This is a genomic window from Nitrospira sp., from assembly GCA_024760545.1.
Lineage (GTDB): Bacteria > Nitrospirota > Nitrospiria > Nitrospirales > Nitrospiraceae > Nitrospira_D.
Genome location: CP060501.1, coordinates 437,530 through 463,074, shown reverse-complemented (window position 1 = coordinate 463,074; position 25,545 = coordinate 437,530). Strand labels below are relative to the sequence as shown.

Annotated in this window: 25 protein-coding genes; 13 read left to right on the top strand and 12 right to left on the bottom strand. The window is 55.9% G+C overall.

Translation table 11 applies throughout. The features are described from left to right. Nucleotides 1-6 precede the first annotated feature (6 nt). Genes H8K03_02165 through mtnA form a run of 3 tightly spaced genes read left to right on the top strand, consistent with a single transcriptional unit; the run spans nt 7 to nt 3,304 of the window. The gene (locus H8K03_02165; protein ID UVT20749.1) at nt 7-1,068 is read left to right on the top strand and encodes a DegT/DnrJ/EryC1/StrS family aminotransferase; all 1,062 of its coding nucleotides are present in this window, start codon (nt 7-9) and stop codon (nt 1,066-1,068) included. Next, nucleotides 1,065-2,231, top strand: a complete 1,167-nt coding sequence (locus H8K03_02160) for an undecaprenyl/decaprenyl-phosphate alpha-N-acetylglucosaminyl 1-phosphate transferase (protein UVT20748.1) — start codon at nt 1,065-1,067, stop codon at nt 2,229-2,231. The genes H8K03_02165 and H8K03_02160 overlap by 4 nt, the downstream gene beginning before the upstream one ends. 41 nt (nt 2,232-2,272) lie before the next feature. After that, nucleotides 2,273-3,304 (top strand): S-methyl-5-thioribose-1-phosphate isomerase, encoded by a 1,032-nt coding sequence (mtnA, locus tag H8K03_02155; GenBank protein UVT20747.1) that lies wholly within the window; start codon nt 2,273-2,275, stop codon nt 3,302-3,304. 18 nt (nt 3,305-3,322) lie between these two features. Here the strand turns inward: mtnA and H8K03_02150 are convergent, their stop codons facing one another. Both H8K03_02150 and H8K03_02145 read right to left on the bottom strand, forming a co-directional pair. Next, nucleotides 3,323-3,739: a hypothetical protein gene (locus H8K03_02150; protein ID UVT20746.1), complete on the bottom strand. Its 417-nt coding sequence runs from the start codon at nt 3,737-3,739 to the stop codon at nt 3,323-3,325. A gap of 46 nt (nt 3,740-3,785) precedes the next feature. Then, nucleotides 3,786-5,261 (bottom strand): B12-binding domain-containing radical SAM protein, encoded by a 1,476-nt coding sequence (locus H8K03_02145; protein UVT20745.1) that lies wholly within the window; start codon nt 5,259-5,261, stop codon nt 3,786-3,788. Between the two features lie 483 nt (nt 5,262-5,744). On the opposite strand from H8K03_02145, the gene H8K03_02140 reads away from it, so the two are divergent. Beyond that, nucleotides 5,745-8,072, top strand: a complete 2,328-nt coding sequence (locus tag H8K03_02140; protein ID UVT20744.1) for a 6-phosphofructokinase — start codon at nt 5,745-5,747, stop codon at nt 8,070-8,072. Nucleotides 8,073-8,088: 16 nt separating this feature from the next. On the opposite strand, the gene pyk is transcribed toward H8K03_02140, so the two are convergent. Both pyk and H8K03_02130 read right to left on the bottom strand, forming a co-directional pair. Further along, a complete protein-coding gene (gene pyk / locus H8K03_02135; GenBank protein UVT22349.1) occupies nt 8,089-9,537 on the bottom strand; it encodes a pyruvate kinase in 1,449 nt (482 codons plus the stop codon). Nucleotides 9,538-9,648: 111 nt separating this feature from the next. Further along, the gene (locus H8K03_02130) at nt 9,649-9,798 is read right to left on the bottom strand and encodes a hypothetical protein (protein ID UVT20743.1); all 150 of its coding nucleotides are present in this window, start codon (nt 9,796-9,798) and stop codon (nt 9,649-9,651) included. Between the two features lie 50 nt (nt 9,799-9,848). On the opposite strand from H8K03_02130, the gene H8K03_02125 reads away from it, so the two are divergent. The 3 genes from H8K03_02125 to H8K03_02115 all read left to right on the top strand — a co-directional run bounded on the left by H8K03_02125 (nt 9,849) and on the right by H8K03_02115 (nt 12,855). After that, entirely contained in the window at nt 9,849-10,916 is a 1,068-nt protein-coding gene (locus H8K03_02125) for a P-loop NTPase (GenBank protein UVT20742.1), read from the top strand. 303 nt (nt 10,917-11,219) lie between these two features. Further along, nucleotides 11,220-11,999, top strand: a complete 780-nt coding sequence (locus H8K03_02120; protein ID UVT20741.1) for a DUF4412 domain-containing protein — start codon at nt 11,220-11,222, stop codon at nt 11,997-11,999. A gap of 10 nt (nt 12,000-12,009) precedes the next feature. After that, nucleotides 12,010-12,855: a D-alanyl-D-alanine carboxypeptidase gene (locus H8K03_02115; protein ID UVT20740.1), complete on the top strand. Its 846-nt coding sequence runs from the start codon at nt 12,010-12,012 to the stop codon at nt 12,853-12,855. Between the two features lie 20 nt (nt 12,856-12,875). Here the strand turns inward: H8K03_02115 and H8K03_02110 are convergent, their stop codons facing one another. Continuing rightward, a complete protein-coding gene (locus H8K03_02110; GenBank protein UVT20739.1) occupies nt 12,876-14,279 on the bottom strand; it encodes a tetratricopeptide repeat protein in 1,404 nt (467 codons plus the stop codon). A gap of 45 nt (nt 14,280-14,324) precedes the next feature. Between H8K03_02110 and H8K03_02105 the strand changes: the two genes are divergently transcribed. Together H8K03_02105 and H8K03_02100 are read left to right on the top strand one after the other, a co-directional pair. After that, entirely contained in the window at nt 14,325-14,696 is a 372-nt protein-coding gene (locus tag H8K03_02105) for a hypothetical protein (protein UVT20738.1), read from the top strand. Nucleotides 14,697-14,741: 45 nt separating this feature from the next. Beyond that, on the top strand, nt 14,742-15,974 hold the full coding sequence (locus H8K03_02100) for a HEAT repeat domain-containing protein (GenBank protein UVT20737.1): 1,233 nt from the start codon (nt 14,742-14,744) through the stop codon (nt 15,972-15,974). Between the two features lie 178 nt (nt 15,975-16,152). Here H8K03_02100 and H8K03_02095 read toward each other — a convergent pair whose 3' ends face one another. The 4 genes from H8K03_02095 to H8K03_02080 form a co-directional block, all read right to left on the bottom strand. After that, nucleotides 16,153-16,518 carry a hypothetical protein gene (locus H8K03_02095; GenBank protein UVT20736.1) on the bottom strand — a complete coding sequence of 122 codons (366 nt, stop codon included), beginning with the start codon at nt 16,516-16,518 and terminating at the stop codon, nt 16,153-16,155. Nucleotides 16,519-16,708: 190 nt separating this feature from the next. Then, nucleotides 16,709-17,443 (bottom strand): intradiol ring-cleavage dioxygenase, encoded by a 735-nt coding sequence (locus H8K03_02090; GenBank protein UVT20735.1) that lies wholly within the window; start codon nt 17,441-17,443, stop codon nt 16,709-16,711. Nucleotides 17,444-17,491: 48 nt separating this feature from the next. Beyond that, nucleotides 17,492-18,223 (bottom strand): Slp family lipoprotein, encoded by a 732-nt coding sequence (locus H8K03_02085; GenBank protein UVT20734.1) that lies wholly within the window; start codon nt 18,221-18,223, stop codon nt 17,492-17,494. 13 nt (nt 18,224-18,236) lie between these two features. After that, complete coding sequence (locus tag H8K03_02080; protein ID UVT20733.1) at nt 18,237-18,899, bottom strand: outer membrane beta-barrel protein; 663 nt, start codon at nt 18,897-18,899, stop codon at nt 18,237-18,239. A 247-nt stretch (nt 18,900-19,146) separates the two neighbouring features. Between H8K03_02080 and H8K03_02075 the strand changes: the two genes are divergently transcribed. The 3 genes from H8K03_02075 (at nt 19,147) to H8K03_02065 (ending at nt 21,048) form a co-directional block, all read left to right on the top strand. After that, nucleotides 19,147-19,557 (top strand): DUF937 domain-containing protein, encoded by a 411-nt coding sequence (locus H8K03_02075; GenBank protein UVT20732.1) that lies wholly within the window; start codon nt 19,147-19,149, stop codon nt 19,555-19,557. Between the two features lie 35 nt (nt 19,558-19,592). Next, complete coding sequence (locus H8K03_02070) at nt 19,593-20,456, top strand: SUMF1/EgtB/PvdO family nonheme iron enzyme (GenBank protein UVT20731.1); 864 nt, start codon at nt 19,593-19,595, stop codon at nt 20,454-20,456. Between the two features lie 217 nt (nt 20,457-20,673). Further along, the gene (locus H8K03_02065; protein UVT20730.1) at nt 20,674-21,048 is read left to right on the top strand and encodes a hypothetical protein; all 375 of its coding nucleotides are present in this window, start codon (nt 20,674-20,676) and stop codon (nt 21,046-21,048) included. 15 nt (nt 21,049-21,063) lie between these two features. On the opposite strand, the gene H8K03_02060 is transcribed toward H8K03_02065, so the two are convergent. The 3 genes from H8K03_02060 to bioF all read right to left on the bottom strand — a co-directional run bounded on the left by H8K03_02060 (nt 21,064) and on the right by bioF (nt 24,605). Next, nucleotides 21,064-22,239 carry a PilT/PilU family type 4a pilus ATPase gene (locus H8K03_02060; GenBank protein ID UVT20729.1) on the bottom strand — a complete coding sequence of 392 codons (1,176 nt, stop codon included), beginning with the start codon at nt 22,237-22,239 and terminating at the stop codon, nt 21,064-21,066. A 27-nt stretch (nt 22,240-22,266) separates the two neighbouring features. Next, on the bottom strand, nt 22,267-23,325 hold the full coding sequence (locus H8K03_02055) for a type IV pilus twitching motility protein PilT (GenBank protein ID UVT20728.1): 1,059 nt from the start codon (nt 23,323-23,325) through the stop codon (nt 22,267-22,269). A gap of 119 nt (nt 23,326-23,444) precedes the next feature. Then, complete coding sequence (bioF, locus tag H8K03_02050) at nt 23,445-24,605, bottom strand: 8-amino-7-oxononanoate synthase (protein UVT20727.1); 1,161 nt, start codon at nt 24,603-24,605, stop codon at nt 23,445-23,447. 153 nt (nt 24,606-24,758) lie between these two features. Between bioF and H8K03_02045 the strand changes: the two genes are divergently transcribed. Beyond that, entirely contained in the window at nt 24,759-25,535 is a 777-nt protein-coding gene (locus H8K03_02045; GenBank protein ID UVT20726.1) for a tetratricopeptide repeat protein, read from the top strand. Nucleotides 25,536-25,545: the final 10 nt, after the last annotated feature.

The window sequence follows — 25,545 nt, the reverse complement described above, 5'->3', positions numbered from 1 at the left end:
AGAACGATGATTCCACATTCACGACCTTCCATTGAAGCGGACGACATTCGTGCGGCGGTTGAGGTGCTTCAATCTCGCCAGCTCGCTCAAGGAGGTGTCGTCGAGCAGTTCGAGCGGGGGATGGCGGCGTATTTCGGCCTGTCCGGTGGAGTGGCGGTGACCTCCGGAACGGCCGCATTGGAAGTCGCCCTCCGAGTATTGGGAATTGGCCCGGGCGATGAGGTGCTCCTCCCAAGCTATGTCTGTGCTGCGCCGATGTTGGCAACCGAGCGTGTCGGAGCCAGGCCACGCTTAGTGGACATCGAACTGGATACGTTTAATATCGATCCGTCGGCGGCGCGTAAAGCCGTGAGCTCGAAGACCAAAGCGTTGATTGTGCCGCATCTGTTCGGGCTGCCCGCCAATTTGACGGCGCTCCAGGAGTTGGGAATTCCTATCATTGAAGACTGTGCGCAAACGCTGGGGGCAATGGAGCAGGGGAGATCCGTAGGGTCGGTTGGGATTTTGACGGTCTGTTCGTTCTATGCCACGAAGTTGCTCTGCACCGGCGAGGGTGGCATGGTGTTATCGCGGGATGAAGGCTTGTTGGAACGAGCCCGCAGGCTCAGAGAGTATGACGAAACACCATCTCTCCGCCCCGGCTCGACAAATTTAAAAATGACGAATCTCCAGGCTGCGATCGGTTTGGCGCAGCTGGGGCGGTTAGGATCTTTCCTTGAGCGGCGGAAATGGCTGGCTCACGATTACCGAACGTCGCTGGCGAGCGCAGAATTGGTTCCCCCGATCGTACCGACCGGGTACACTCATGCCTATTATCGCTTTGTCGTACGTCTGCCTGGGATGGCAGAGCAGGTGGATGGACTGAATAAGGTGATCGCTCGATTTGAGGCCCAAGGCATCCAATGTCGGAAGCCGGTATTCCGGTCGCTTCATCGCTATCTTGGGTTGGATGGGTTTCCCTCCGCAGAAGAGGCGGAACGGACCGCACTCTCCATCCCACTGTTTCCGGCGATGACCGACGAGGAAGTGGCCCAGGTGCATGTGGCATTACGGTCGGAGTGGTTATGAAGGCAACCCAATCGGACCTGGCAATTCCATTTACAGCCACCACCTGGCGCTGGATTACTCCGCTGATTTCCGGCGCGGCGCTGGGCACCGTCGCGCTGGCGATTCCCGCTGTTCGAGACCTCTTCCAACTCGAAGGCCTCCGGTGGCTCTATATTTTTCTGTTCGCGTTTCTTGGAACCGGAGCCTTGACGCCGTTGATGGTATGGATCGGCCATCGATGGAATCTTGTCGATCAACCAACCAATCGAAAGATTCATGTGGTTCCGACTCCGCGGCTTGGCGGGCTCGCTCTGTATGCCGGCTTTGTCGGATCGATACTCCTCAACTCCATCGTGCCTGATTGGATGGTGGCGATTCTGGCGGCTGGGTCTCTGCTGCTCGTCATCGGAGTGCTCGACGATATTCGAGAGCTGCCGGCTTCAGTCAAACTGCTTGGACAATTGCTGGCTGCGGGAATCGTCATTGCTTCAGGCAAAGTCTTGACGCTCTGTCCTGCCGGACTGCCGGGTGATATGGCCAATATCTTCCTGACGCTTCTCTGGATCGTTGGCATTACGAATGCGTTCAACTTCTTCGACGGCATGGATGGACTGGCCACCGGCCTTGCCGTTCTGATGGCCGGGTTCATGGGCGTCGTCGCATTTGAGACGAACCAAGCAGGGCTGGGTTGGCTCGCGATTGCCATGATCGGAGCAGGTCTTGGGTTTCTGCCGTACAATTTTCGAGGGGCAAAGCCGGCCGTCATTTTCTTAGGTGACGGCGGATCGACCTTCATCGGATTCACATTGGCCTGTTTGGCCGTGAAGGGCAACTGGGCCGATTCCAGCCCGATTGTATCCTTCAGCAATCCCTTGCTGATCTTCGGCGTGCTCATCTACGACATGATTCATATCACCGTGGAGCGTATCGTCACCGGAAAGGTCAAATCCGTGAAGGATTGGCTGGACTATGTCGGGAAAGACCATCTGCACCACCGCCTGGAGCGCGCTCTTGGCTCGCGCCAAGCCAGCGTCGCCATGATTTTTCTCTTCACGATCTGTCTTGGGCTGGCTGCGCTGGCCCTTCGGCACGCCGGCACGATGGAGGCAGTGGTCCTGCTCATTCAAGCCGGGTTGATTGCCGCGATGATCACCGTCCTGGAGGTCAGTGGTCGCCGCCTCTAAGGGCTTGCACTCCTTCTCCATTCCCGCTAGAAGATTCTTCTATGGTTCCAACCGTTGAATGGAAAAATGGCAGTGTCCGTTTGCTCGATCAGACACGGCTTCCAGAGCAGGTGGAGTTCCTCGACTGCCGTGATTACCAGACAGTGGCGGATGCCATCCGCACATTGAAGGTCCGTGGGGCGCCGGCCATCGGCGTGACGGCCGCCCTGGGCGTCGCTCTCGGTGCTCAAGCAATCGACGCAACCGACTATCCTACCTTCGCGCAGGAGGTTCACAGGATTTGCGATGATCTGGCTTCGACGAGGCCGACTGCGGTGAATCTGTTTTGGGCCATTGAACGGATGAGACGGAAGCTTGAGTCATTACAGGCTCATCCCATCGCATCCATAAAGCACGCACTGATTGGTGAAGCTCAAGCTATACTTGAAGAAGATATCGAGCTCTGCAAGGCCATGGGTCGGCACGGAGCCGAACTTATTCTGGATGGGCAGACGATTCTCACTCACTGTAATGCCGGTTCGCTTGCGACGGCCGGCTATGGAACCGCATTAGGGGTGATCCGTGCTGCATGGGAACAAGGTAAGAAAATCAAAGTGATTGCCGATGAAACTCGCCCTGTACTTCAAGGTTCGAGACTGACAGCTTGGGAACTTATGCAGGATCAGATACCGGTCACACTGATCACCGACAATATGGCCGGCACACTCATGAAGCAGGGGAGAATCCATCTCTGTGTGGTCGGAGCCGATAGAATTGCGGCGAATGGCGATGTGGCCAATAAGATCGGGACCTATTCAGTCGCGGTGTTGGCCAAAGCGCACAACATTCCCTTCTATGTCGCGGCCCCCTATTCGACCATCGATCTGAAGACGAAATCCGGCGAGCAGATACCGATCGAGCAGCGGAATCCATCCGAAGTGACCATGATTCACGGCAGCCATCCGGTCGCACCCAAAGATGTCGCTGTCTACAACCCTGCCTTTGATGTGACACCAGCCGAGCTCATTACCGCGATCATCACCGAGCGAGGCGTCTTCAAACCTCGTGAGATCGGTGAACATTTCACCAGATAAGAGATCGGATTCGTACGCTTACCCCTTTCCACAGGCGACTTCCCACAAGCCTTGATTGACGCTTTCCGGCTGGATGGCGGACCAGTGTCCTTCACTGGATAGACCGGTACCTCCAACCGGGTGCGCTGTTCCCATATGGCCGTAGAAATCTGTGGCGGCCAGGGTTCGAACTTGTTGCTCGGCACAATCAAATTGCTTGGTGAACTTGGTGGAATAAAATCGGGTCGGAGACCGGTTTCCCTGCATCCAGGTCCAATCAATCAGTGCGGAGAGGGTCACGAGATTGCCTTCTCGACGGACGCTGTCGGGATCGACATAGACGGTTTGTAGGCCTGGTGATTGGTATTGCCGATCGATTGCCACCCACCCGGCCTCTGTGGGTTGATGCACCAAGGCGAGCATCACAATGGCAAGCCAGAAACCTGACCGGGACATATATACGATCACGTCCTCGCGAGCAGAGGACCCGGCTGATACCCACTCAACACTTATTGACCCTCGGTCGCGGTTGGATCTTTGAGCGGACCTGATCCAGGCGATCGGTGATAAAGCTGAACCGTTTCTTTGGCGGATAGGGGAACCGGTAAGCGATCGGCTCCTCCTGAGGCGGCAAGTGATCCATATCCCGGTACACATTGACGGGAGCAGAATCCGCCGCCAGGTGAAACATGGAGCGATAACCCAACCCGCATCCGGTGATATTGAGGAGCTCGCCAAAGCCGTTCTGAGATGCCCTCTGGACGGCTCTCTGTCCGATGGAACGAAACGAATAGAACTGGCCCTTGGCCCACTTGTGCCCCCAGTACAGTTGCTCGACGGTCATCTTGGCCGGTTTGTACACGACGTGCTCGCCGGTGTAGGCGGTCCAGTTCTCCGTGAGAATGCGGCCGGCAGCCTTGAGCTCGGCGAACTGCTTGGTGCCAGGATAGGGAGTCATGATACGCCAAAGCGCCCCGGCCAACCCCATCTTGGTCGCCCATTCCGCCGTGCGCTCGAAGTCATAGACATCCTCATGATCCAAGCCACAGATAAAGCCTGCATGGATATCGATGCCCTGGTCATGAATGCGCTTGATCATCTCCTCATACAGCTTCGCCTGATTTTGTTTGTCGACGGACTTAAGCGAATCCTGGTTGATGGATTCAATCCCCATGAACATCGCCGAGCAACCGGACTCTTTCAATGTCTTGAGCAACTCGGGATGATGAGCGACATAGGTTGCGCTCATTTGGCTCATCCATTTCTTTCCGAGAGGCTTCATAGCCTGGCAGAGCTCTCGTGTATAGGCCGGATCGGAGAGCAAGTCGTCGTCCCAAAACATCACCATCGGCCCGTTCATCTTCTCGACGAGCTTCACAACATCGGCCGGTGGTTTTTTCCGGAATCCATACTGACCGCCTCCTAACGCCAAATGGATAGAGCAGAAGGTGCAGCGGTAATTACACCCTCTGGTCGCCGTCAGTGCATCCCTGAACATATAGCCGGGAGGCAGGAGATCCCAACGGGGCGGCTTCGCATCCCACTGTTCAACCATGTATGGCATTCGGTACTGCGGTTGCATCTTGCCTTTCTTGAAGTCTTCGATCAGCCTCGGCACAGTCAACTCTCCTTCGCCGATCACGACTGAGTCGGCGTGCTGGATCGCTTCATCCGGCATCGTTGACGGATGAATTCCGCCGAGCACCACCTTGGCGCCGCGGTCACGGAAGAGTCGAGCGACCTCGTAAGCCCGAATGGCCACGACGGTCGTGACGGTGATAAAGACCAAATCATAATCGCGGGTAAAATCGAGGGGACCGACAATCTCGTCTTGGATCTCAATGTCCCATTCGTCTTCCGGGATCAACGCGGCGAGGGTAGGGAGATTGAGATTGGGTGTGCGGAACAACTTCCAGACCGAGTCCCATTTCTGATCTTCGGGATGCGGAATAATGAGACCGATCTTATAGTGCCCCATAGCATCATCCTCCAGAAGTTGTGACTAAGGTTTGTTAAGGTTTGCCTCCTGCATGCGTCCTTGTACCAAGCCAATTCATAAAAGAGGACTCGGGAAATTCCTAGCTTCCGACAACATTGATAAGATTGTTCACGGCTGGGACGGTCAATCGCATAAGAAATAGATACGCTGTGTTTGCCGGAGAGTAGCCTGTTGGAGATGGGAGATCAACAGTGTTGAACACCACCATGGAAAGGTGCTTGATTGAATCGTCCAACTTCCTGTACCTTATTTGGTCTTGCCGTCCCTCTCTTGTGCTTTTCTTGGTGGACCATCCAGACACATTGATCCCCGCAGCACTTCAATCACGCACGCATGGGCTTCCGCATTTCACACGCTCGTATTCGATCGCATTCGACTGACCGCTCCGGCTTGACATCGTCTTATGGAAAGTTCAAGAAAGATAGACGTTCGTTTTGTATCCGCACAGCCGCCTGGGTGATTATGCCGTCTTCCGCCGCCACGTTGAATTTTGTCACGCTTGAAAAGCTGGTTGCGTATGGAGAAGCCTTGATGCGGTTAGCACGCATCGGCGATCCCACGCTTCCACCTCCGGCCCCGGCGAGTTCGGATCGAATCGAGCGGGCCGAAGCGGCTATGTCGGCCATCCTGTCGTTGGTCCAGCGCGCCCATAAGGGATTTGCCGATGCAACTGAATATCAGGCGGCTCGACAAACGGTGATCGATCAGAGTTGTGGCGGGGATGCACTGGTCTTCTATGCCGCATGGAACAAACTGTTGGCGGCGGGAGAGCTCGCGCCGCTCCTTCGTGCCGCGATCGGACACAGTCAAAAGCCCACGGTCCGCCGGCCGGTGGCGATCGTTCCACGTACACAACTGACGCCACAGCTGGCGGAGGGGCGGATCGTCCTCGATCTCGGCGATGATCGTTTTTGGCTGCTGCCGAGAGATCTGGGGCAGCGGACTCTGCTTTTCACCATGCGGCACGGTGTCTCCCAGGTAGAGAGCAAGACGCATCGTGTCGGATGCCGGCTCGCCAATCGTCTGGATCCGGAGCGAGGGATTGTCAAGGCGGACGCAGTCGGGATGGCCTTGGCGAAGATCATCGGAGTAGTGGGCAAACAGCTCGACTATCTGCAAGTCCACAATTATCTGGACCCGCGGACCTTCATTCACCTGGTCAGCCGAAGCCCGAACACGACCCAACTGTATCACCGCGTGGTGGCAGCTCTCGCGCCCGGCGGTTCGGAGTCGTCTGCGCCGCAACAAGCGAATGCTCTCGAATCGCAAGATTTCGGATGGGTGACAGGCATCGAGAAATCGGTGGAAGCGGAAGCAGCGGCACAGGCCTTCGGTGTCGATGGGGCGACGGCTAAGAAGCTGATCAAACATCCGCTCTACAGTTATCCGGGCGGCAATTCCTTCTTCGACACGTATGTGAATGTCGTAGACGGGGTGCATCGGCTCGCAGACGACCATCACGGCTCCGTCGCCTGTCTCTATACGCACAGTTCGACGTTGCGGGCGCTGGTGATTTTTCTCGACCCCCGACCGTTCAGTGAGGCTTTCGCCGAGTTCGGCGAATACAAGGAAGGGCAAGACAATGTCGTGCTGTTGACCTATGAGCACGGACAGTTGTCCGGCTACTCGACGGCAGTTGGGTTGTCGCAACGCGAGCGGACGGAACGGGATGCCTGGCTGACAGTGGAGAAGGAACGACGGGATCGGGTGACACTCAAGCCTAGACAGATCAAGAGGTTGGTGGCGCTTGTTTCGGGCGGAGACTTTGCGGGCGGCGGGGCGGCATTGAAAGAGTTGCGGGTGACCGGCAACCGGTTCGGCCTGGAGGTCTATTTCGTACGGCACGGGTTTCTGGGGTTGGCCAACAACTGGATTGAAAAGGTCTCGGAACAGGACACGCGCATGATGGGCAGCCGTCCCAGCAGCCCGATCGGCAGCAGCCGGTTCGAGGATTTCAAGGATCAACAGGTGCAGCAGGCAGCCGTCCGCAATCTGGAGCCGTATCTGCGAGATGGCGCACTGGTGGTATTGGGAGGCGATGGAAGTTTACGCGGCGCGCGTGCGATGTATGAAATGTTCGGCGTCCAAGTGGCAGGGATCCCAGGTACGATCGACAACAACATTCGCGGGACCGTCTCGTTGGGGTTCCACTCGGCCCTTCGGCTGGCGGATCAGTCCATCGAATCGCTCAAGGCCACGAGCTCCGCGATGGGCAGCATCTTTTTTGTCGAATTGATGGGTGCCGGGTCCGGTCACCTTGCGTTGGCATGCGCCTATCAGGCGAGAGCGGAAGGGGTATTGGTCAACGAACATCCGGACCCTGATACCTACATCAATGACGTGATTCTTGGAACCCTGAAGCGATCGCTGGGGGTACCCAACAAGAGCCATTTGTTCATTGTCGCCGAGCGGACCCCCCATCAACATCACCCTGATGGAGGCATCCACGGATTACCCGACTATGTGGCCCGTGAAATTTCGAAATGGCCGCAGGTCTGTCCGCAGCCGGGCCACTATCCGCTCACTCCCGCCACCAAAGCAACAATTCTGGGACATACGCTCCGTGGGGCCCCTCCGACACCCGAGGACAAAGCCATCGCACAACAATTGGCGTACGAAACCGTGAGACGTTTGGTGGAACAGCCGGACGACATCGTCGGCTGCATGGTCGCGTATCGCGAGCCGGGCTCGATTGAAACCATTCCATTACACGCGCTGACTTCCAAACCCTTCGATTGGGAAATCTTTTCGCGCATGCATGGACAGGAGACTCGGATGATTGACGGTTGAGATCGTCAGGACAGCACTACCTCACCTCATGCAGCTTGATCAGATTAGTCCCCCCTACTTGCCCTACGCGGGTTCCTGACAAGATGACGATCTTTTCCCCCGTCTTGACCAGCCCTTCCGATTTCGCTCGTCGTTCCGCTTCTTCCACTCGCGCATCGGTCTGCTCAATTTGTGGCATCGTGTAGGGGCGTACGCCCCAATAGAGCGCCATCTGTTGTCTGACCGGCTCAAACGGCGTGAACGCGATGATGAGAGAGGACGGACGTTGTTTCGAAATCAATCGGGCGGTGGCTCCGCCTTCGCTGAAGGCGACGATCGCGCGTGCGGCAACCGCTTTGGCCGCGGAAAAAGCAGCGATACAGATGGCTTCTGGAAAAGACAGGTTTTCCAGATCGGTTTGGCGTTTAAGGATCAGGTTGGGTTCGGCTTCCTGCTCTGCTGCTCGGATAATGCGATCCATGACTTGGACCGTTTCGATCGGATGAGCACCGATGGCTGTTTCAGCCGAGAGCATGAGCGCGTCACTGCTGTCGAACACAGCGTTCGCAACATCTGAGGCTTCCGCGCGGGTCGGACGCATGGCGTTCGTCATAGACTCCAGCATCTGGGTGGCGGTGATGACCACGCGACGTCGGCGATTGGCTTCTGCAATGATTCGCTTCTGGAGGACCGGCACGGCTTCAGGACCCATCTCCACACCTAAGTCTCCACGCGCGATCATGACACCGTCTGCTCGTTCCAAGATATCGTCCAATGAAGCAACGGCTTCGGGTCTCTCGATTTTGGCGATGATCCGGATGCCGCTTCCGTGCTCCGCCAATAGCGTCCGAGCCTCATCGATGTCCTGTGGGCCACGCACAAAGGAGAGCGCCAGATAGTCCACACGCTGTTCTATGCCAAATAGAATGTCTTCCCGATCTTTCTTGGTCAGCGTAGGGGCGCTGACGGCGGTATCCGGCAGATTGATGCCTTTGTACGACGTAATCTTGCCGCCGGTCATGACGGTGCACTCCACAACATCATCCATAATGCGATCAGTGAGCAGTTCGATCAGCCCATCATTGATCAAGACTCGAGCGCCTACATGAAGATCGCGCGCGAGCATCGGATATGTCACTGGAATTTCGGCAACAGAAGTGGGGGCGACGTTCTGAGCATGGCCTTGCTCACCAGGCCGAACCGGTATACCTAGGTGCACCTTCTGGCCGGAAGTGACCTCGATCCCATCCTTCTGGAGAAGCCCCACTCGAATTCTGGGACCTTGCAGATCTTGGATGATCGCCACCGCCGTACCACGGCGTGCCGCCGTCTGACGAATCGCCGCGATGGCAACGGCGTGCGAGGCGTGGCTTCCGTGCGAGAAGTTTAATCGGGCGGCATTCATCCCGCTCTCGATCAGCCGATCTAGGATTTCAGGCGACTCGCTGGCCGGGCCGATGGTGCAGACGATCTTGGCTCTTCGCATAGTCACGCCGATCATCACCTCCGTTGGATCCCACCAAGAAAGAGAGAGGATACCACAGATTCATTCATCGGATGTCTTATTAGCGGAGGTCGGTTACAAGGACGTCCTCTATCATTGACCACTATGCGGTCCGATGTTGCTCAACACGAGCACGACACCGTTGGGTAAGGCGAATGGGAAGGAGATCGCTGCGACAATCCCGTATTTTCCTTTTCTTTTTGCCCTCAGCCCGTACAATGACGTCATCACAAGAGTCTGCATTCCGAGAGACTCCAAGGGCCCCTCTTCCCACTAACGAAACGGCAAACACCATGGCGACCCTCATCTCAGTGGCATCCGGCAAAGGCGGCGTAGGCAAGAGCATCGTTTCAACCAACCTTGCCCTGGCGTTAGCAAAGACCGGGCGCAACGTTCTCCTGGCAGACCTCGACGTGGGTGGGGCTGATGCCCACATCATGTTCGGGGAGTTGAATCCACCGGTGACGCTGACGGATTTTCTGAACAAGCGGGTTGCCCGGCTGGAGGAGGTTGCGATTCCCGTTACGTTCCACCCGAACCTCCGCTTGATTGCCGGTACCGGCGACACCTTGGCAACGGCCAATATGGTGTATGCCCGTAAAAAGCGATTGATGAAACACTTCCAAGATCTCGAGGCTGATGTGGTCGTTATCGACATCGGGGCTGGCACTAACTACCATTCCCTGGATTTCTTCCTGATGGCCGACATCCATTTAGCTGTGGCTACTCCAGAGCCGACTTCGGTGCTGGACCTCTACCGATTCATCAAATTAGCTGCGATTCGCCGCGTGTTGGCCTGTTTTCTCGCACGCAGCTCCATGGCTGAGGCGCTCTCAAATCGGGACTTCACCAGTGTGGAGGAAGTCATGGAGGTTGCGGGCGCCGCCGACAGCGAAGGGCGCGACGCGGCCACCTCAGCGTTACAATCGTTCCGCCCCAGCCTTATCATCAATCGCGTCACCGGCCGCTCTCAAGTCAACGTCCTCTACCTTCGCAAGATTCTTCATGAATATGTGGGCGGTGACCTGACGCTGCTCGGTGAAATCCCCGACGACTCGGCCGTGAGCCAGGCCGTTCGAAAGTTTCTGCCCGTCATCGAGGCCGCTCCTGAGTCCTCGGCCGCGAAAGGTCTGATGGCTGTCTCTGCAGCGGTCGAGCGACTGGTCGTGGCATGTACCGGAAGTGGAGACACGCAGAAGACACAAGCAAGTGAAAACGGGACGAATTCACCCACGACGGAAGTGACTCTGTCTTTCCACTCTTCCAACCCATCGACGCCCGAGGCCCCATCATCTGCGTATGAGTTGAGGCCGCCTGACTGTGCAGATCCTGTCAAGAACCCCAGCCGGTTAGTCGCCTAAGACCATATCGTCACCATCGGCTCTTGGCGAGCCCGCCACGACATACTCGCGCCGGATATCCGGTTGTCAACGTATCTGCCACCTGAATTCATGGGCGCACCAAGGACTAGATTTCCGCCCCGGCCTCCCTAAACCTCGGAAATATCATCCAGTATCGGTTGAACTTCATCGTGCAAGAAGGCCACTTTACTTCTGTCTACGCACACGATACTCTCTGCCCGGCTTCAATGGTCAGAGGACAATTTGAACGCCATCAGACCAACCACACAGCCACTCATCTCACGCAGATATAAGGAGCATCTCATGATGTACCTCTCTGTGGCACTGATTGTTCTCTTCAGTCTATTCGGTTCCCAGCCGGTCGGCGCGGCCCTCATGGAGCGACCCAAGGTGGAATTTTCGGCCGATTCCATGATCCAAACAGAGACTGGGGCAATGCAACAGAAGATCTTTGTCACCCCGACCAAGGAGCGAAAGGAAATGCTGACCGGCGCCGGCGATGGGGGAGTACAAATCTTCCGGTTCGACACGAAAGTCATGTGGATTCTGATGCCGTCGGAGAAAATGTATATGGAGCATTCCATGACAGGACGTCAGACCCAGCGCGATGACCCCGCGCAATGGACGTACGAAGACACCGTCGTAGGCGACGAAACGCTGAACGGTGTCAACGTCACCAAGTACAAGACCATCGCCACGAGCACGGACGGCAAAAAATACGGAGGGTTCTCCTGGCGGACCAAGGAGGGCATCAACCTCAAACAAGATTTGCTCTACAAGGAAGGCAATGACAAGAAGAGGATGTTGATCGAACTCAGTAACCTCAAGATTGGCAAGCAAGACCCCGCGTTGTTTGAGATCCCCGACGGCTTCACGAAATTTGATATGGCCGGCATGATGGGAGGAGGAATGATGGGACGCGAGGGTATGGGACAGCGCGGCATGCCACAGAAATCCAGGCCTCAAACTGGAAGAACGGTGCCGGTTCCGGCTGAACCGATTCCCGATGCCCCGCCTGCGCAGGAGGAGCCCTCGGACGTAGAGAAGGCGGGTAACCTGATGAAGGGTATATTCGGCCGATAGGATCATCGCTATGGAAAGGCGGCTGTGTCGTCAATCATCACCGGCCGCCGTGGCGGTGCTGTCTCTCACGGCGGCGTTGACTTGGATCTCGGCTGTCCAGAATGCCCTTGGCCAGCAGGAGCCGCCGATTGTTAAGGCGTCCGCTCTCTACATGGTCGAGCTTCAATCAGGGAAGGTCCTGTTGGAGAAGGACGCCACCCGCCGTCTTCCCCCGGCCAGTCTCACGAAAATCATGACGGCCGTGGTGGCGTTGGACGCTGCTCCTCTCCAAGAGGTGGTGAAGATCGACAGGCGAGCGATCGTGCATCACTCGTCCTACAATTTTCAGCCTGGAGAAGAGTTTCTGCTGCGCGACCTTATGACGGCAATGCTGGTGTCAAGCGCGAACGATGCCTGTGAAGCCATTGCCTGGCACATCGGAGGAGATGATAAGCGATTCGTCGCGAGGATGAATGAGCGGGCTCGCATGCTGGGGCTAAAGGACACGCACTTCGCCAATCCCTGCGGGTTCGATGCTCCGGGACATTACTCGACGGCAGCGGATTTAGCCCACCTGGCAGACCATGCGCTTCGGGTGCCCGTCATCTCCATGATGGTCCGGACGCTGACCCGTGACATCTCCACGGTGGATGGAGCCAGGAAGATGTCGATTCACACCACGAACGAGTTGCTGGTCGATCCGGATGTGAACGGCGTGAAAACCGGTTACACGAGCAAAGCCGGACGCTGCTTGATCGCCAGCATGTTCAAGGATGGGCATCGCTTGTTGCTTGTCGCATTGAATCTGGCTGACCAATGGGAACAAGCCTCTCGGCTGCTCCGCTACGGGCAGGTTGTGTTGCAAGGGAACAGTTGAAAGACGCGCCCGACGGATTGCTATTGCCGCCCAAGGCGATGGAGGTAGGCATCTCGGAGGTTTTGTTGAGCGATCATGAAATCAGGATCGAGCTTGGCAGCCGTCCGAAATTCTTCGATCGCGCGGTCCCAGTCGCCTTCGAGAGCGTAAGCATAGCCCAGGTTATTGTGCGGCCGCGCTTTGTTCGGGGATTTCAGGACCGTGTCGGACCAGAACGATACCCTGTTCTGGTAGAGCTGGTTTCGTTGGAACGTGAAGAGGCACAGGACTATGACGAAGGCTGTCGCGACACTCATGGAGGCGAACTGAACGAGCCGGGGTCTCGAAACGATCATCGCGAGACGTTGGGCAAGATAGGAACCTAGCGTGACGATGGCCAACAGAAGTCCGATCGAGGGCAGATAGAGGTTCCGTTCGCTCAATAGGTCGTTACGGGGAATCAGACTGGTCGGCAGGAGCTGAATGAAAAACCAGCCCAGACCGAAGGCCGCCAAGGGGAATCGTCGCCACGAAAATAGGCCTGCAGCGAACGTTGCAGAGAGCAAGAGCAGATCGAGCGGAAGGGGCCATTGAGTCAGTGAGTGGAATACAGGGAGGTCATGATCAAAGTTCTGGTTCCAAGGAGTGAAGAACAGAGCCAACGCATAGGCCCAGGCGTGCAACTCGCTCAGTAGGTTGTCCCAAAGGGGACGGATAGTCAGGCTGAATTGGGCGAGGCCGGCATAGCGAGGATGGCTCCAGGCCCATCCAACGGCAAACAAGAGCACGACCCCAAAAGGCAGGTAGCGAGAGAGGACGGCAGATTGCAGAGACGGACCTTTCAAGCCGCGTATGACCATATCCCAGAGCAGGAACATGATCGGAAGCGTGACGGCTGTTTCCTTGGAACCGATCGAAAGCGCAAAGGAAGCGACGGCTCCTGACAGATAGAGCCGGCGCAGCTTGACGGTTCCAGACGGCTCCAGGGTTTTGACGTAGAGCAAGAACGCAGAAAGATAAAAGAAGGTCATCAAACCCGACGTGCGCCCTGAAAGGTACGTGACGGTTTCGGTCGCGATGGGATGAATCAGGAACAGTAACGCGGTCCAGAAAGGGACAGAAGATTGTCGTTCTGTTACCGCGCGGGTCAGAATCAGATAGATCAGAATTCCGGAACCAAGGTGCAGGAGGACATTCAGCAAATGATATCCGGCCGGGTTCGTCCTATAGAGCGAACGATCCAGCAGAAAGGTGCCATACAGAACAGGCCGGACCATGTGGTCGAGATGGCCGACAAAGGTCCGCCATCGGTCGAGATGAGGGTTCTCGAGGATGGTCCATGAGTCGTCATAGTGAAAGCCGCCTTGGAAGGCCGCGAAATACACGGATCCCGTCAATGCGCTGAGCAGGATGAACAGCTTGAGGGAACCAATCGTGGCATTCACCGGCGTGGTTATACTGCATCACACCGAGAGGGGAAAGGGGAGATAATGACCATTCCACGGTTACCAATGTGTGGACTGTTGTTAGGAGCGATTGCGTTGTGGACGCCATCCGCCAACGGATTCTCGCCTGAAGATTACAATGTGGCAGCAAGACCCGCTCCGGTGCCTAATATTCCTGCAATCCCCGGCATGTCCAGCGTGTGCGATGAACTCGGCGATGACCTCTGGAATAAATGGTTACAAGGCAAAGTGCCCAAGAACCAGGCGACTATCGACAAGCTGATGGAGGCGAAGCGCGATTGTCCTAAACTCGCCGGAAGCATGGACAGAATGGCGAACGAGATCAAAGCGCAGAAAGACAAAATCGGAAGCGCGGACGCAAATGTGTCGGGAGTCGGAAACGAGCTTGGAAGATAGCGGACAAAGATAATGAAAAAGTATGACCGGTCAGGAGGACAATCCATGAAATCATTTCAACTGCCTGTGCCTGCGATAACCACCGGTCTGCTTGCACTGTCGATTGTTGGGTTTCCGCCTCTTGCTTCTGCGACCTCCTCATCCACTCAGGGCACGCCGTCGGGAGTGGCTCAAGAGTCCTATCCTATGAAGGAGCTCGTGAAGAAATATATGGTGAGTTGCCTGCGCAAACCTACTCAAGCGGTTGATTGCGAAAAAGTGAGGGCGAGCGCAGTCGCTATCCTGAAGGAAGATCTGCTAACGCTGGGCTCCACAGCGGACCGCGTCTATTTGCCTCATATTGTCCGAATGTTCAAAAGCGAGGAGATTGAATTACGTATCGCCACAGCAGATTCGATCGGCATGATCGGACCCCAAGACAGCGATGTGGAGATGCTGGCGATCTTGACCAACGATCCGGTGCCGGATGTCAGGCAGGCCGTCTCGAATATGCTTTCGCACGGGAAGGGTAACGCCATCGACTTGTTAAAACAGCGCACGATGCCGGTGCGAACGGGGCGAGCGCCGGAGAAACCGGCGGACGCTTCAAAGCTGGGGCTGCCGGTCGCACCGGACAGCGTTTATCTCTTCGACTCGAGCGATGCGACGAAGGGTCGTCTCTCCTATGTCACAAGAGGCAACACCGACCCCGCTCGATTTTTTAGAGCCAAGGCCCAAAAGGGTCCATTTACATGGGAGCAATTCAAAGAGCAGTACCGTTTCCAACTGAAAGACGAGGATGAAGCACTCGACCAACTGCAACAAGCGGCAGGAAAACATCTAGAGAACGAGAAGGCCCCCGATCCGACAACGAACATGGAAGCGTTCATGGCACACATGCAAAAACTGCAATCGGTGTCCATGCAGGGAAGTACGGGCAGGATTTTCTTCGATACGTATCAGCCGAATCTCTACGGCGCGCCGACGGTCTATGTCTTGGAGGAACGTCGGATCGGCCAGCGCAATTACCCCACGCGTTACGTCGTCGTCTATCAAGAGCTGGCTTTCAAGTGGCCGGGGTATCGACTTGCCTGGACTACGGTGCCAGATGCCGCCATCAAGACGGCACAAGTAACCTCGCTCGATGAGGAAAAGGAAGAGCTGGCGAATAAAGCCGAACGTGAGGCCATGAAGAAAAAGCAAGCGGAGCTGGACGCGCTCACCAAGAAAAAAGACGCGGCGGAGAAGAAACAGTTCAAAAAGGGTCAGGATGATCTTGAGAAAGAACTCGGTTTTTAAACCGAAGGAAGTCTAAGAGCGCAGCAAGAACGCAGATCTGTCCACCCAGCGTTAGAACGAACTGGTACGGAAGGGTGGTTGCGTCCTCAGTCAATGCCTCGACACTCAACCACCACATCCCGAAGAAAATACATTCAGGATCCCACCACGCGGTTTGGGTTTGTTCTTGCTCCAGTTCTCACTGAGGTGACGCATTCGCCTCCGTCGCTTTCTTGACCGGCGGCTCGATCCTGACATTCGGCCCTTCCACCTTTGGGAGCAGTCCTGCCCCGGGCTTTTCCAGCAGACGCGCGTCATTCTGATTAAACAAGAGGCTCTGTTTTGAGTGACTATCATCGATGATCGCCGCGTGGGAAAGTGCCTCTTCGCTATTGGTATTGACCTGGCCAGGGTCATTCGCCAGCGATTGCCCCATGACGGGGTCGACGGCCTTGCCCATAGGATAGCCGGGATGTTTCGGTAACATTTCCGGGTTGGCGAGAATCGTCGACTCTGTGGTCAACAGACCGATGCAGAGGGTCAAAAAGATAAGCGAGGTCTTCATGATCCAACCTCCTTGGCATTGAAAAGAGAAACGTTATGCGTGAAGGGTATGACTACAGACCCTGTCCAACGAGGGACACTTCGATAGGTAGGGGAAAATGCGGCTACCCCGGATCCATGGCTGCCACCATTGATCTCGTTTAGTTTGGCTCCCGCTTGACACCGGAGTCAAGAGGGTGAGAACGAGTTCTTCAAGGAAGCTTCAGCGCAATCGCAAAGGTGCTCGAATAGCCGCTATCTGTGGCCGATGGTTCCAGTATCAACTGTTCGCCACCCTGCCGAAAAATGAAATCATGCCGATTTCTTACCTTGCGTGGGCCATTTGAAGAGTAGGGGAGGCTTGCATAGGCACGATCGGTGAACTCATCAGGGAAATACACTTGCGAGGTAAATTCAAAGGCCTTTTGGGTCGCTGGCGCCGTACGAATCTTGAAATGAACATGCACCGTTCGAATCGGATACCAGCCTGGGTAGATGGTCAGGAAGCGCGCTTCTCCCTGTGCATCGGTCATTTGGTGTCCACGCAAAAATTTCTGGCCGAGCGTGTTGAAGCTTGGATCACGTACATCGGAGTAGATTCCCTGGGCATCACAGTGCCAGATATCTACCTGAGCGTCGGGCAACGGCTGGCAGGCTCCCGCCTTCAAGCGCATGACCCGAAAGGTCAAAGCCAACGGTGTCCCAGGCTTCACCTGTCCGCTGACCGGATCAGTGCGGATGTCGGATCGGTGCAATCGTTCGTCCACAAAATACGGACCTTCGGTTTGTTCGGGTCGGACAATGCAAAGGGATCGAGGTGTACCGGAATCGGCCTGTGACTTTTGGGGTCGACTACCCATCAGGAAGCCGGCGCCGGCCGCACCCATCACCACAAGTGCTTCACGGCGAGAAAGAAGTCTTCCGATGTGCTCATCGTTCTCGTTCATTCGGTCAGGCCTTCGTCGCCATATGACAGCATCTTATGCCGTCGATTGCTACCTGCCTCTGAGTCGCGGGTGAACGCTTCGCGGAGGGGGCGGTGGGGAGGAATGAGATGGTCCGCGTGGGCCAAAAAAGCGAGGGCCCCCATAGAATCCACGCCCGCCCCAATAGCCACCAAAGCCACCAAATGGACCCCAATAACCACCATAGGGACCGAACCCACTATAGGGAGCAAACCCACTCCAACCATAGGGCGGATAGTAGGGGTCATAATAGGGTCTGCCCCTCGGGTTTTGTGCGGCGATACTATTCCAATCGATAATGTGTTTGACCTCAAGAAGAGGATAGGTGTAGTCACTCTCATCCAACGGTCTTGTGGTTTCACCTTTGACGGTGCCAATTACTGTGATAGGTGTACCTTCCGGGAGGCTGGCGGGATCGAGAAACGCTTCTTGAATCGCCAAGAATCTTCCTTCTGATCGAAGTCCATCTTCTGTCTGTGGCCCTTCCTTCGCTGTCGGCAGCTGCAAGACTTCCAACTCGGTTCCCGCCTGCGTCCGTTTGGCTCGAATGACTTTCCCGCCGATCATGACCGTTCGACCGACATACTCACCTGGACTTGTCTTCAGCTCCGCAAAACTGACACTGGCATCGATCTCCTTTTCCAGCCCAAGAGGAACCCCGAGCAGCTCCGTATCGCGTTGTACCTGATGGATCGATTCTGCGCAGGCGGATAACATGAGTGCCGCACCAATCAGGGGAGCGAACCTGGGCATGCGAGACATGAGTTCTCCTCCGCTAGAAGTGATACGACAGCCCACCAAGGATATGCTGTGCCCTGTAATTGCCACTGAAACCTCCTAGGTCACCGAATGCCTGATCGAACGCAAACGTCGCACCGGTGTACTTATATTCTCCAAACACGGCGATCTTGGGTGTGACGAATGCGCGCAAACCAGCCAACACATTCCACGCCGCAGCCACATCACTGTCGCCTCGTACGGTCGCGGTATCCCCGATGTGGGCAATCCCTGCTCCTACGCCGGCACCGACATAGGGTTGGAAGGTGCGCCCCGGATAACGCGCGATAAAGTTTACACCGACGGTGGTGACTCGAAAATGGATGCCCGGATCAGCAGGAAGAGCCGCGGTGGCCGGCACGCTCTTAATATGCGGAGTGGTAGTAAAGACTTCTCCCTCGATTCCGTACCAGCTGTGTCCGGGGAAGTATCCGACCTTGCCACCGTAGGTGATCGAGTTCTGAAGATCAAAATCGGCAAACGGACCCGGAACTCCAGCTTGAGATCCCGTCCCTGCAATACTGTTGATACGGTCCGCAAAGTTTACGCCCCCATATCCAGCGACATACATTTCTGCAGATGCTTGAGGCGGGCTATTGAGCGGAACAAGCAAAATCCCTGTAAGGAACAAGCCAGCAATCGACCAATTGAGTTTTGGCATGCGCATGACTCCTTTAACCAGCAAATTATCATACCAAAAGTTTGAGGGTTTTATACCCCTCACAATGAATCCGATCCTCAGCTTTCTCCATTCACGATGTGCAAGCTAGTTTTTTCAACTCGGGCCAGGATGCATCCAAAGTGTCCATTGGATTGTCGTTTGTGTCTGTGGTACATCCTCATCCCAGAGATGACCGGATTCACATACCTGTTGATATTCGACTGCCCATACACAGAAGGAGTTCGTCATGGGATTAATGGATCAATTGGGCCAAGCAGCAAGTGGAATGATGGGCGGGCAAGACGGCCAGAATCCTCTCCTTCAGGCTTTGATAGGTCTGCTTAGTCAACATGGCGGCATCGGTGGGCTAGGCGGCCTCGTCCAAGCATTTCAAAAGAATGGTCTCGGGGAGATCGTGAATTCGTGGGTGAGCACGGGGCACAATCTTCCGGTGACGCCCAATCAGGTTGAGCAAGGACTTGGAAGCGATATCCTCAAACAAGTGGCCGCCAAAGCGGGGCTCTCGTCTGGAGCGGCCAGTTCGCAGCTTGCCGGCCTCCTGCCGGATCTAGTCGACAAGTTGACACCAAACGGCAAAATCGAAGCTGGTGGCCTCGATCAGCTCCTCAAATTTGTTCAAGGGAAGATGTCTGTCTGAAGGAGCACTCTGCATCGCCCTTTCCAGAATTCCCTATGCTGACCAGAGCATACACGTGGCTCACTGCCTTGTTTCTGATTGTGTCAGTCAATGGGGCAGGCCTTGCAGTTGCCGCGATATCGGACGAGGGACAACAAACCGGCGCTCCTGCTGAGACGATCAGGGGGAAGGACGGAGCCCCGATGATCCGTATTCCTGCCGGAGCATTTCTGATGGGAAGCAACGATGGACTGCCGAATGAAAAACCGGAGCATCACGTGACGCTCGACGCCTATTACATCGATCAATTTGAAATCACAGCTAGCCGCTATCAGAAGTTCGTTGAATCGGCGAGCCGCAACTTGCCTCCAATGTGGGACGATGGGGCCGATCAGAGCCTCAAGGAGCTTCCCGCTGTTGGGATGTCGTGGACTGACGCGGCCAGATACTGCAAGTGGGCTGGGAGACGTCTGCCCTCGGAAGCAGAATGGGAAAAGGCTGCTCGAGGGACTGACGGCCGACGCTACCCTTGGGGGCATATGCAGCCATTCGTCGACATTGCGAATTACAATCGAGGCGTATGGGTGAGTGACGCGGTGACCCTGGTTCCGGTCGGAAGTGGGCTTGAGGGGATGAGCGTACGATTTGGACTGAAGAGCGGCGGCAGGAGCCCCTATGGGCTCTCCCACATGGCTGGGAACGCGGCTGAGTGGGTGGGTGATTGGTATGATCGTGAATACTATCCTCGGAGTCCAGAAAAGAATCCGACCGGTCCCCCAACCGGAGAAAAGCGCGTGCTGCGAGGTGGGTCCTGGGCTGACTTGCCGATCGCGCTCCGTGTGACTGCTCGGTTTTCGGCTGAGCCGGATTTTGAGGATCGCACAATCGGGTTCCGATGCGCGGCGGATGTTGGGAACTAATCTCTCCCCCTTCTTGTCCGTACTCCTTGCTCATCAATAGGCAGGGTGATCTTTGAGCACTGAACGGGATTCCGCTAAGTCTTCAGTACCCGTCCGAAACACTGCGCCCCGCTCCCGCGAACAGGTCGTAGTTCTAACAGCTATCGTGCTGGTTCTACTATCGGTGCTTTGGGCGCTTCGTGATCCTTCCGTCTCTCACAGACAACCGGACCAATCCATGGATGCTGCACTCAAGCCGGAAGCCATTCCGGTGGTCACGGGGGACGAGCCTCTCACCGAGATGTTTACACGTCCTGGTTGCCCGGTCTGCCACATCATTCCTGGGATTCCCGGAGCCTATGGCCAAGTCGGACCGCCGTTGATCCTAGGCACCACCGGCAAGCAACGGATCAGCGACCCTGAATATCATGGGGACGCCAAGACGGTGCACGAGTATATCGTTGAGTCCGTGCTCGAACCCCAGCGATTTGTGGTGCGCGGTTATCCCGAACATACGATGCCGACCTGGTACGGATCCAGGCTGAGTGCCCTGGCTCTGGAGAAGATGGCGTCGTATCTTGAAGGTCAGACTGAAGGGAGTTCGAACCCGTGAAGGTGAGCGGTGGGGCTACCGTTTGCGAATCGGAGTCACGTTTCCGGAAGCGCCCCCTTGGATCTTAAAGGCATCCGTCGCGTGGCTATCCATCTGTTTATCCAGCAAGGCATTCACCGCGTCGTCGCCTTTCAGCCCCTCGAGCTTGATTTTCAAGCGAAGGTTGTTCGCACTGTCGGCGTTGATCAATGCCTGTTCGAGGCTGATTTTATTGGCCTTGTACAGTTGAAACAATACGTGATCGAACGTCTGGCAGCCTTCGTCGACGCCTTGCTCCATGGCTTCTTTTAACGTATCGACCTCGGCTTTCTTGATCAAGTCTTTGACGCGCGGCGTGTCGAGCATGATTTCCAATGCCGGGACTCGTTTGCCGTCGACCGATGGAATCAATCGTTGTGAGATGATCGCGCGCAAATTCAGGGACAGTTGCAGATAGATCTGGGCGTGACGCTCAACAGGGAAGAAATTCATGATGCGTTCGATCGCCTGGTTGGCATTGTTCGAGTGCAGGGTTCCGATGCACAAATGCCCGGTTTCTGCGAACGTAATCGCGGCTTCCATCGTTTCCGTATCCCGAACCTCGCCGATGAGGATCACGTCGGGAGCCTGGCGCAGGGTATTCTTTAGGGCGTTCTGAAAGTTCAGGGTATCGAACCCGACTTCGCGTTGGGTGATGATCGACTTTTTGTGCTGGTGCACGAACTCGATGGGATCCTCAACCGTGATGATATGGCCGGGGTGAATCGAGTTCCGGTGGTCGATCATGGCCGCCAGTGAGGTCGATTTCCCTGAACCAGTGGCGCCGACGACGAGCACGAGACCCCGCTTCGTCATGGCGATATCTTTGATGATCGAAGGAAGCTGCAACTGCTCAACGGTCTGGATCTCGGCTTTGATATGGCGGAAGACGAGCCCGACGTTGCCCTTTTGCCTGAAGATGTTGACGCGAAAACGGCCTAAATCCTTGTAGTAAAGCGCCAGATTCATCTCCATCTTTTCTTCGAATTCGCTCCGTTGCTGACCTCGCATCAGCGCCAACGCCAAGGCTTCGAGTTGCTCATTGTTGAAAGGCGGCGCATCGGTTGGCTGGGTCGCCCCATGGACCCGGTAAATCGGCGAAGCGTCGACGGTCAAATACAAGTCCGACGCTTCCCGGTCCACCATCACTTTTAACAGGCTTCGAACTTCCATGGTGAGATGTCGCCTTTGTTCAGGCTTCTACGCTGCTCCGGCAACCGACGGACCGAAAAGATTGGGGTTCATGCTGCGAGATTGAGCTTCGGCCTTGTGCACGACGCCGCGTGTCGCGAGATCGACCAACGCCATGTCCATCGTCTGCATGCCGTCTTTTTGGCTTGCCTGCATGATCCCGGGGATTTGGTGCAGCTTGGCCTCACGAATCAGATTCCGGACTGCGGTCGTCGCCACCATCACCTCCAGCGCCGCGACACGTCCGCCTGCTTTTTTCTTCAACAGCGTTTGTGTGATGACGGCTTCCAGCGCCTCCGAAAGCTGTGTTCTGATTTGTGCCTGCTGCGCCGGTGGAAAGGCATCGATGATACGGTCGATCGTCTTGGGCGCGCTCGATGTGTGGAGGGTCCCGAAGACCAAGTGTCCGGTTTCCGCGGCAGTCAACGCCAGCTGAATGGTCTCCAAATCCCGCATTTCGCCCACCAACACGATGTCGGGATCCTCACGAAGCGCCGATTTCAGAGCGTTGGCGAAGGACAAGGTGTGGACACCGAGTTCTCGTTGGTTGACCAGGCACTTCTTGGACCTGTGGACGAATTCGATCGGATCTTCGATCGTGATGATGTGGCCTTCGAACGTGTTGTTTAAGTAGTCCACCATTGCCGCAAGCGTGGTGGACTTACCGGAGCCCGTCGGTCCAGTGACTAATATCAACCCCTTTTCCTTATCGCAGAGTTGCCGAAGAATCGGCGGCATCCCCAGTTTTTCCAGCGGAAGAATGGTGGTCGGAATGTTCCGAAACACGGCGCCCAATCCACGTTGTTGCACGAAGACGTTGACGCGGAAACGGGCGATATCGCCGAGTTCGAAGGAAAAGTCACATTCACGCTTTTCTTCGAAGTTCTTCCGCTGGGAATCGTTCATCATGTCGTAGATCAGCGCATGCGTTTCATCGGGGGTGAGGGAAGGGTGATCGAGCTTTTTCAGATCGCCGTGAATACGAATCATGGGAGGTTCTCCGGCACTGATATGGCAGTCGGAGGCGCCCTCCTTGACGGAAAACGTAAGGAGCTTGGAAATATCCATTGCCCGAAATCCTCAGTGATATGGATAGAACGCGCGACAAAAATCTCTTGTGCATCATGCCATAGCAAACCCGGAAAGCAAGAAAATAGGCGGAAGGTGCGAGCCGGTTGAGATGAAGACTACAGGAGCCCTGTCGCGCGGCCCGTGATGTCCAGCACGCGAAGCGCTTCGTCGATCTGATCGGCGGTATGCTCCGACGTCACCGTGAATCGTATCCGGCTGGTTCCGTCGGGCACTGTCGGGGGGCGAATGGCGGGGGCGTAAATTCCGTGAGAGAGTAGCTGTTCGGCTAGCGCGGACGCATTGGCCGCACCACCCACCAGAACAGGCAGTATGGGACCGACAGTCTGAGTCATACGAAAACCGAGGCGCAACAGTCCATTGAACAACCGTTGTCGATTCGACCAGAGCCGCGCCCGACGTTCCGGCTCATGTTGAATGACATCCAACGCAGCCGACGCGGCCGCCGCGATGGCCGGCGGAAGAGCCGTTGTAAAAATGAACGGACGGGTTGTGTTGATCAAATACTGAATGAGGTCGTTGGGGCCGACCACGTAGGCGCCGTGGTTGCCGAGCGCCTTACTGAGCGTCCCCATATGAAAGGGGATCCGTTGTTCCAGGCCGAAATGTTCGATCGTGCCTCGACCGGTCGGCCCTATGATGCCGGTCCCATGGGCATCGTCGACATACAACATTGCGCCGTATCGCTCGGCCAGTGACACCAAGTCGGGTAACGGCGCAAGGTCGCCGTCCATGCTGAACAGCCCCTCCGTGATGATGAGCGTGGGGCGATTCGTGCTTCGTCGCCGAAGCAATGACTCGACATGAGCACAGTCGAGATGGCGGAATACGCGGAAATCAGCATGGCTCAACCGGCAGCCATCGATCAGACTGGCATGACACAATCGATCCGCCAGAATGAGGCCTCCACGTGCGATGAGATTGGGGATGACGCCGAGGTTCGCCAAATAACCGGCCCCAAAGAGGAGGGCGGCTTCGGTTCCTTTGAAGGTTGCGAGAGCGGCTTCCAGGCGCGCATGGGGGGGGAGCGTTCCACTGATCAGGCGCGACGCTCCTGACCCGGTGCCATATTGTTCGGTGGCCTCGATTGCGGCGCGTATCACTTCCGGATGTGTTGAAAGTCCGAGGTAGTCATTCGAGGAGAGCAAGATGATCTCACGTCCGGCATATCGGACGGTCGGTCCCGTGGCCGATTCCAATGGCGATAAGCTGCGCAATAACGATTGGTCCGCGAGCTGCTGGAGTCTCGTTCGAAACATACCGCGTCGCAAAGTCCTTAAGCCGTCGCAGTGGTTCTCCCTTGCGATGCGGTCTCATCGATCGCATTGACAAGGGAAATCATCCTTAGTATAAAGCAACGGTTCTGGAGCTGAAAGCCGGTTCTTAGTTGAGAAATCATGTAAAGGTCCCTGATGACATACCGAATTAAAGTACCGCCTCGAACATTGCCGGTCGATGAAGCGCACCTTGTGAGTGGATTGGAGCACTGGGTGCTCGGTCTGAAGAATTATCGATGGTCACTCCTGGTTGGATTCGTTCTTCTGCTCGTCATGGCAGGCGGTCTCTGGGGAGTCTTCTGGTATGACGCGCAAAATGCCAGTAAGGCTCAAGAGCTTGAACGAGAAGCCACCCTTCATTTCTTTAATCGTCCGCCCAACGATCCTCAGAAGGCAGCAGCCAATCTCAAGGAGGCGATTGCCCTGTACAAAAGGATACTGGAGGAATACCCGCGAACCCCGACAGCCCCTCTGGCCCAGTTCAGTCTTGGAAATGCATTCCTTCAGTCGAACGATCTAGACTCAGCCATCGAAACTTACAAGCGGTTCATTGCCACGTATGGATCTAATATCTCGCTTCTCGGACTGGTTCATCAAAAACTGGGCTATGCGTATCTTCTGAAGGGAGATCTTGAGCAAGCCGCCAAGACCTATGCGACGATACTGGAAATCCCTGGAGCCATGAACCGGGATTCTGCCCTCTTTGAAATCGCCAGACTGGAAGAGAATCGATCCAAGCCGGATGAAGCTCTGAAGCATTATCAGGATCTGATCAAGACGTACCCAAATTCCCCTCTGACAGGCGAGGCTGCGATGCGTGTCAAAGTCATCGAGGCCAAGAAAACTCCGGAGCCCGCACCAGCCGCCGCAGCTTCCGCTCCAGTCGCTCCTTCAAAGCCATCCAAACCGTAGACATACCAGT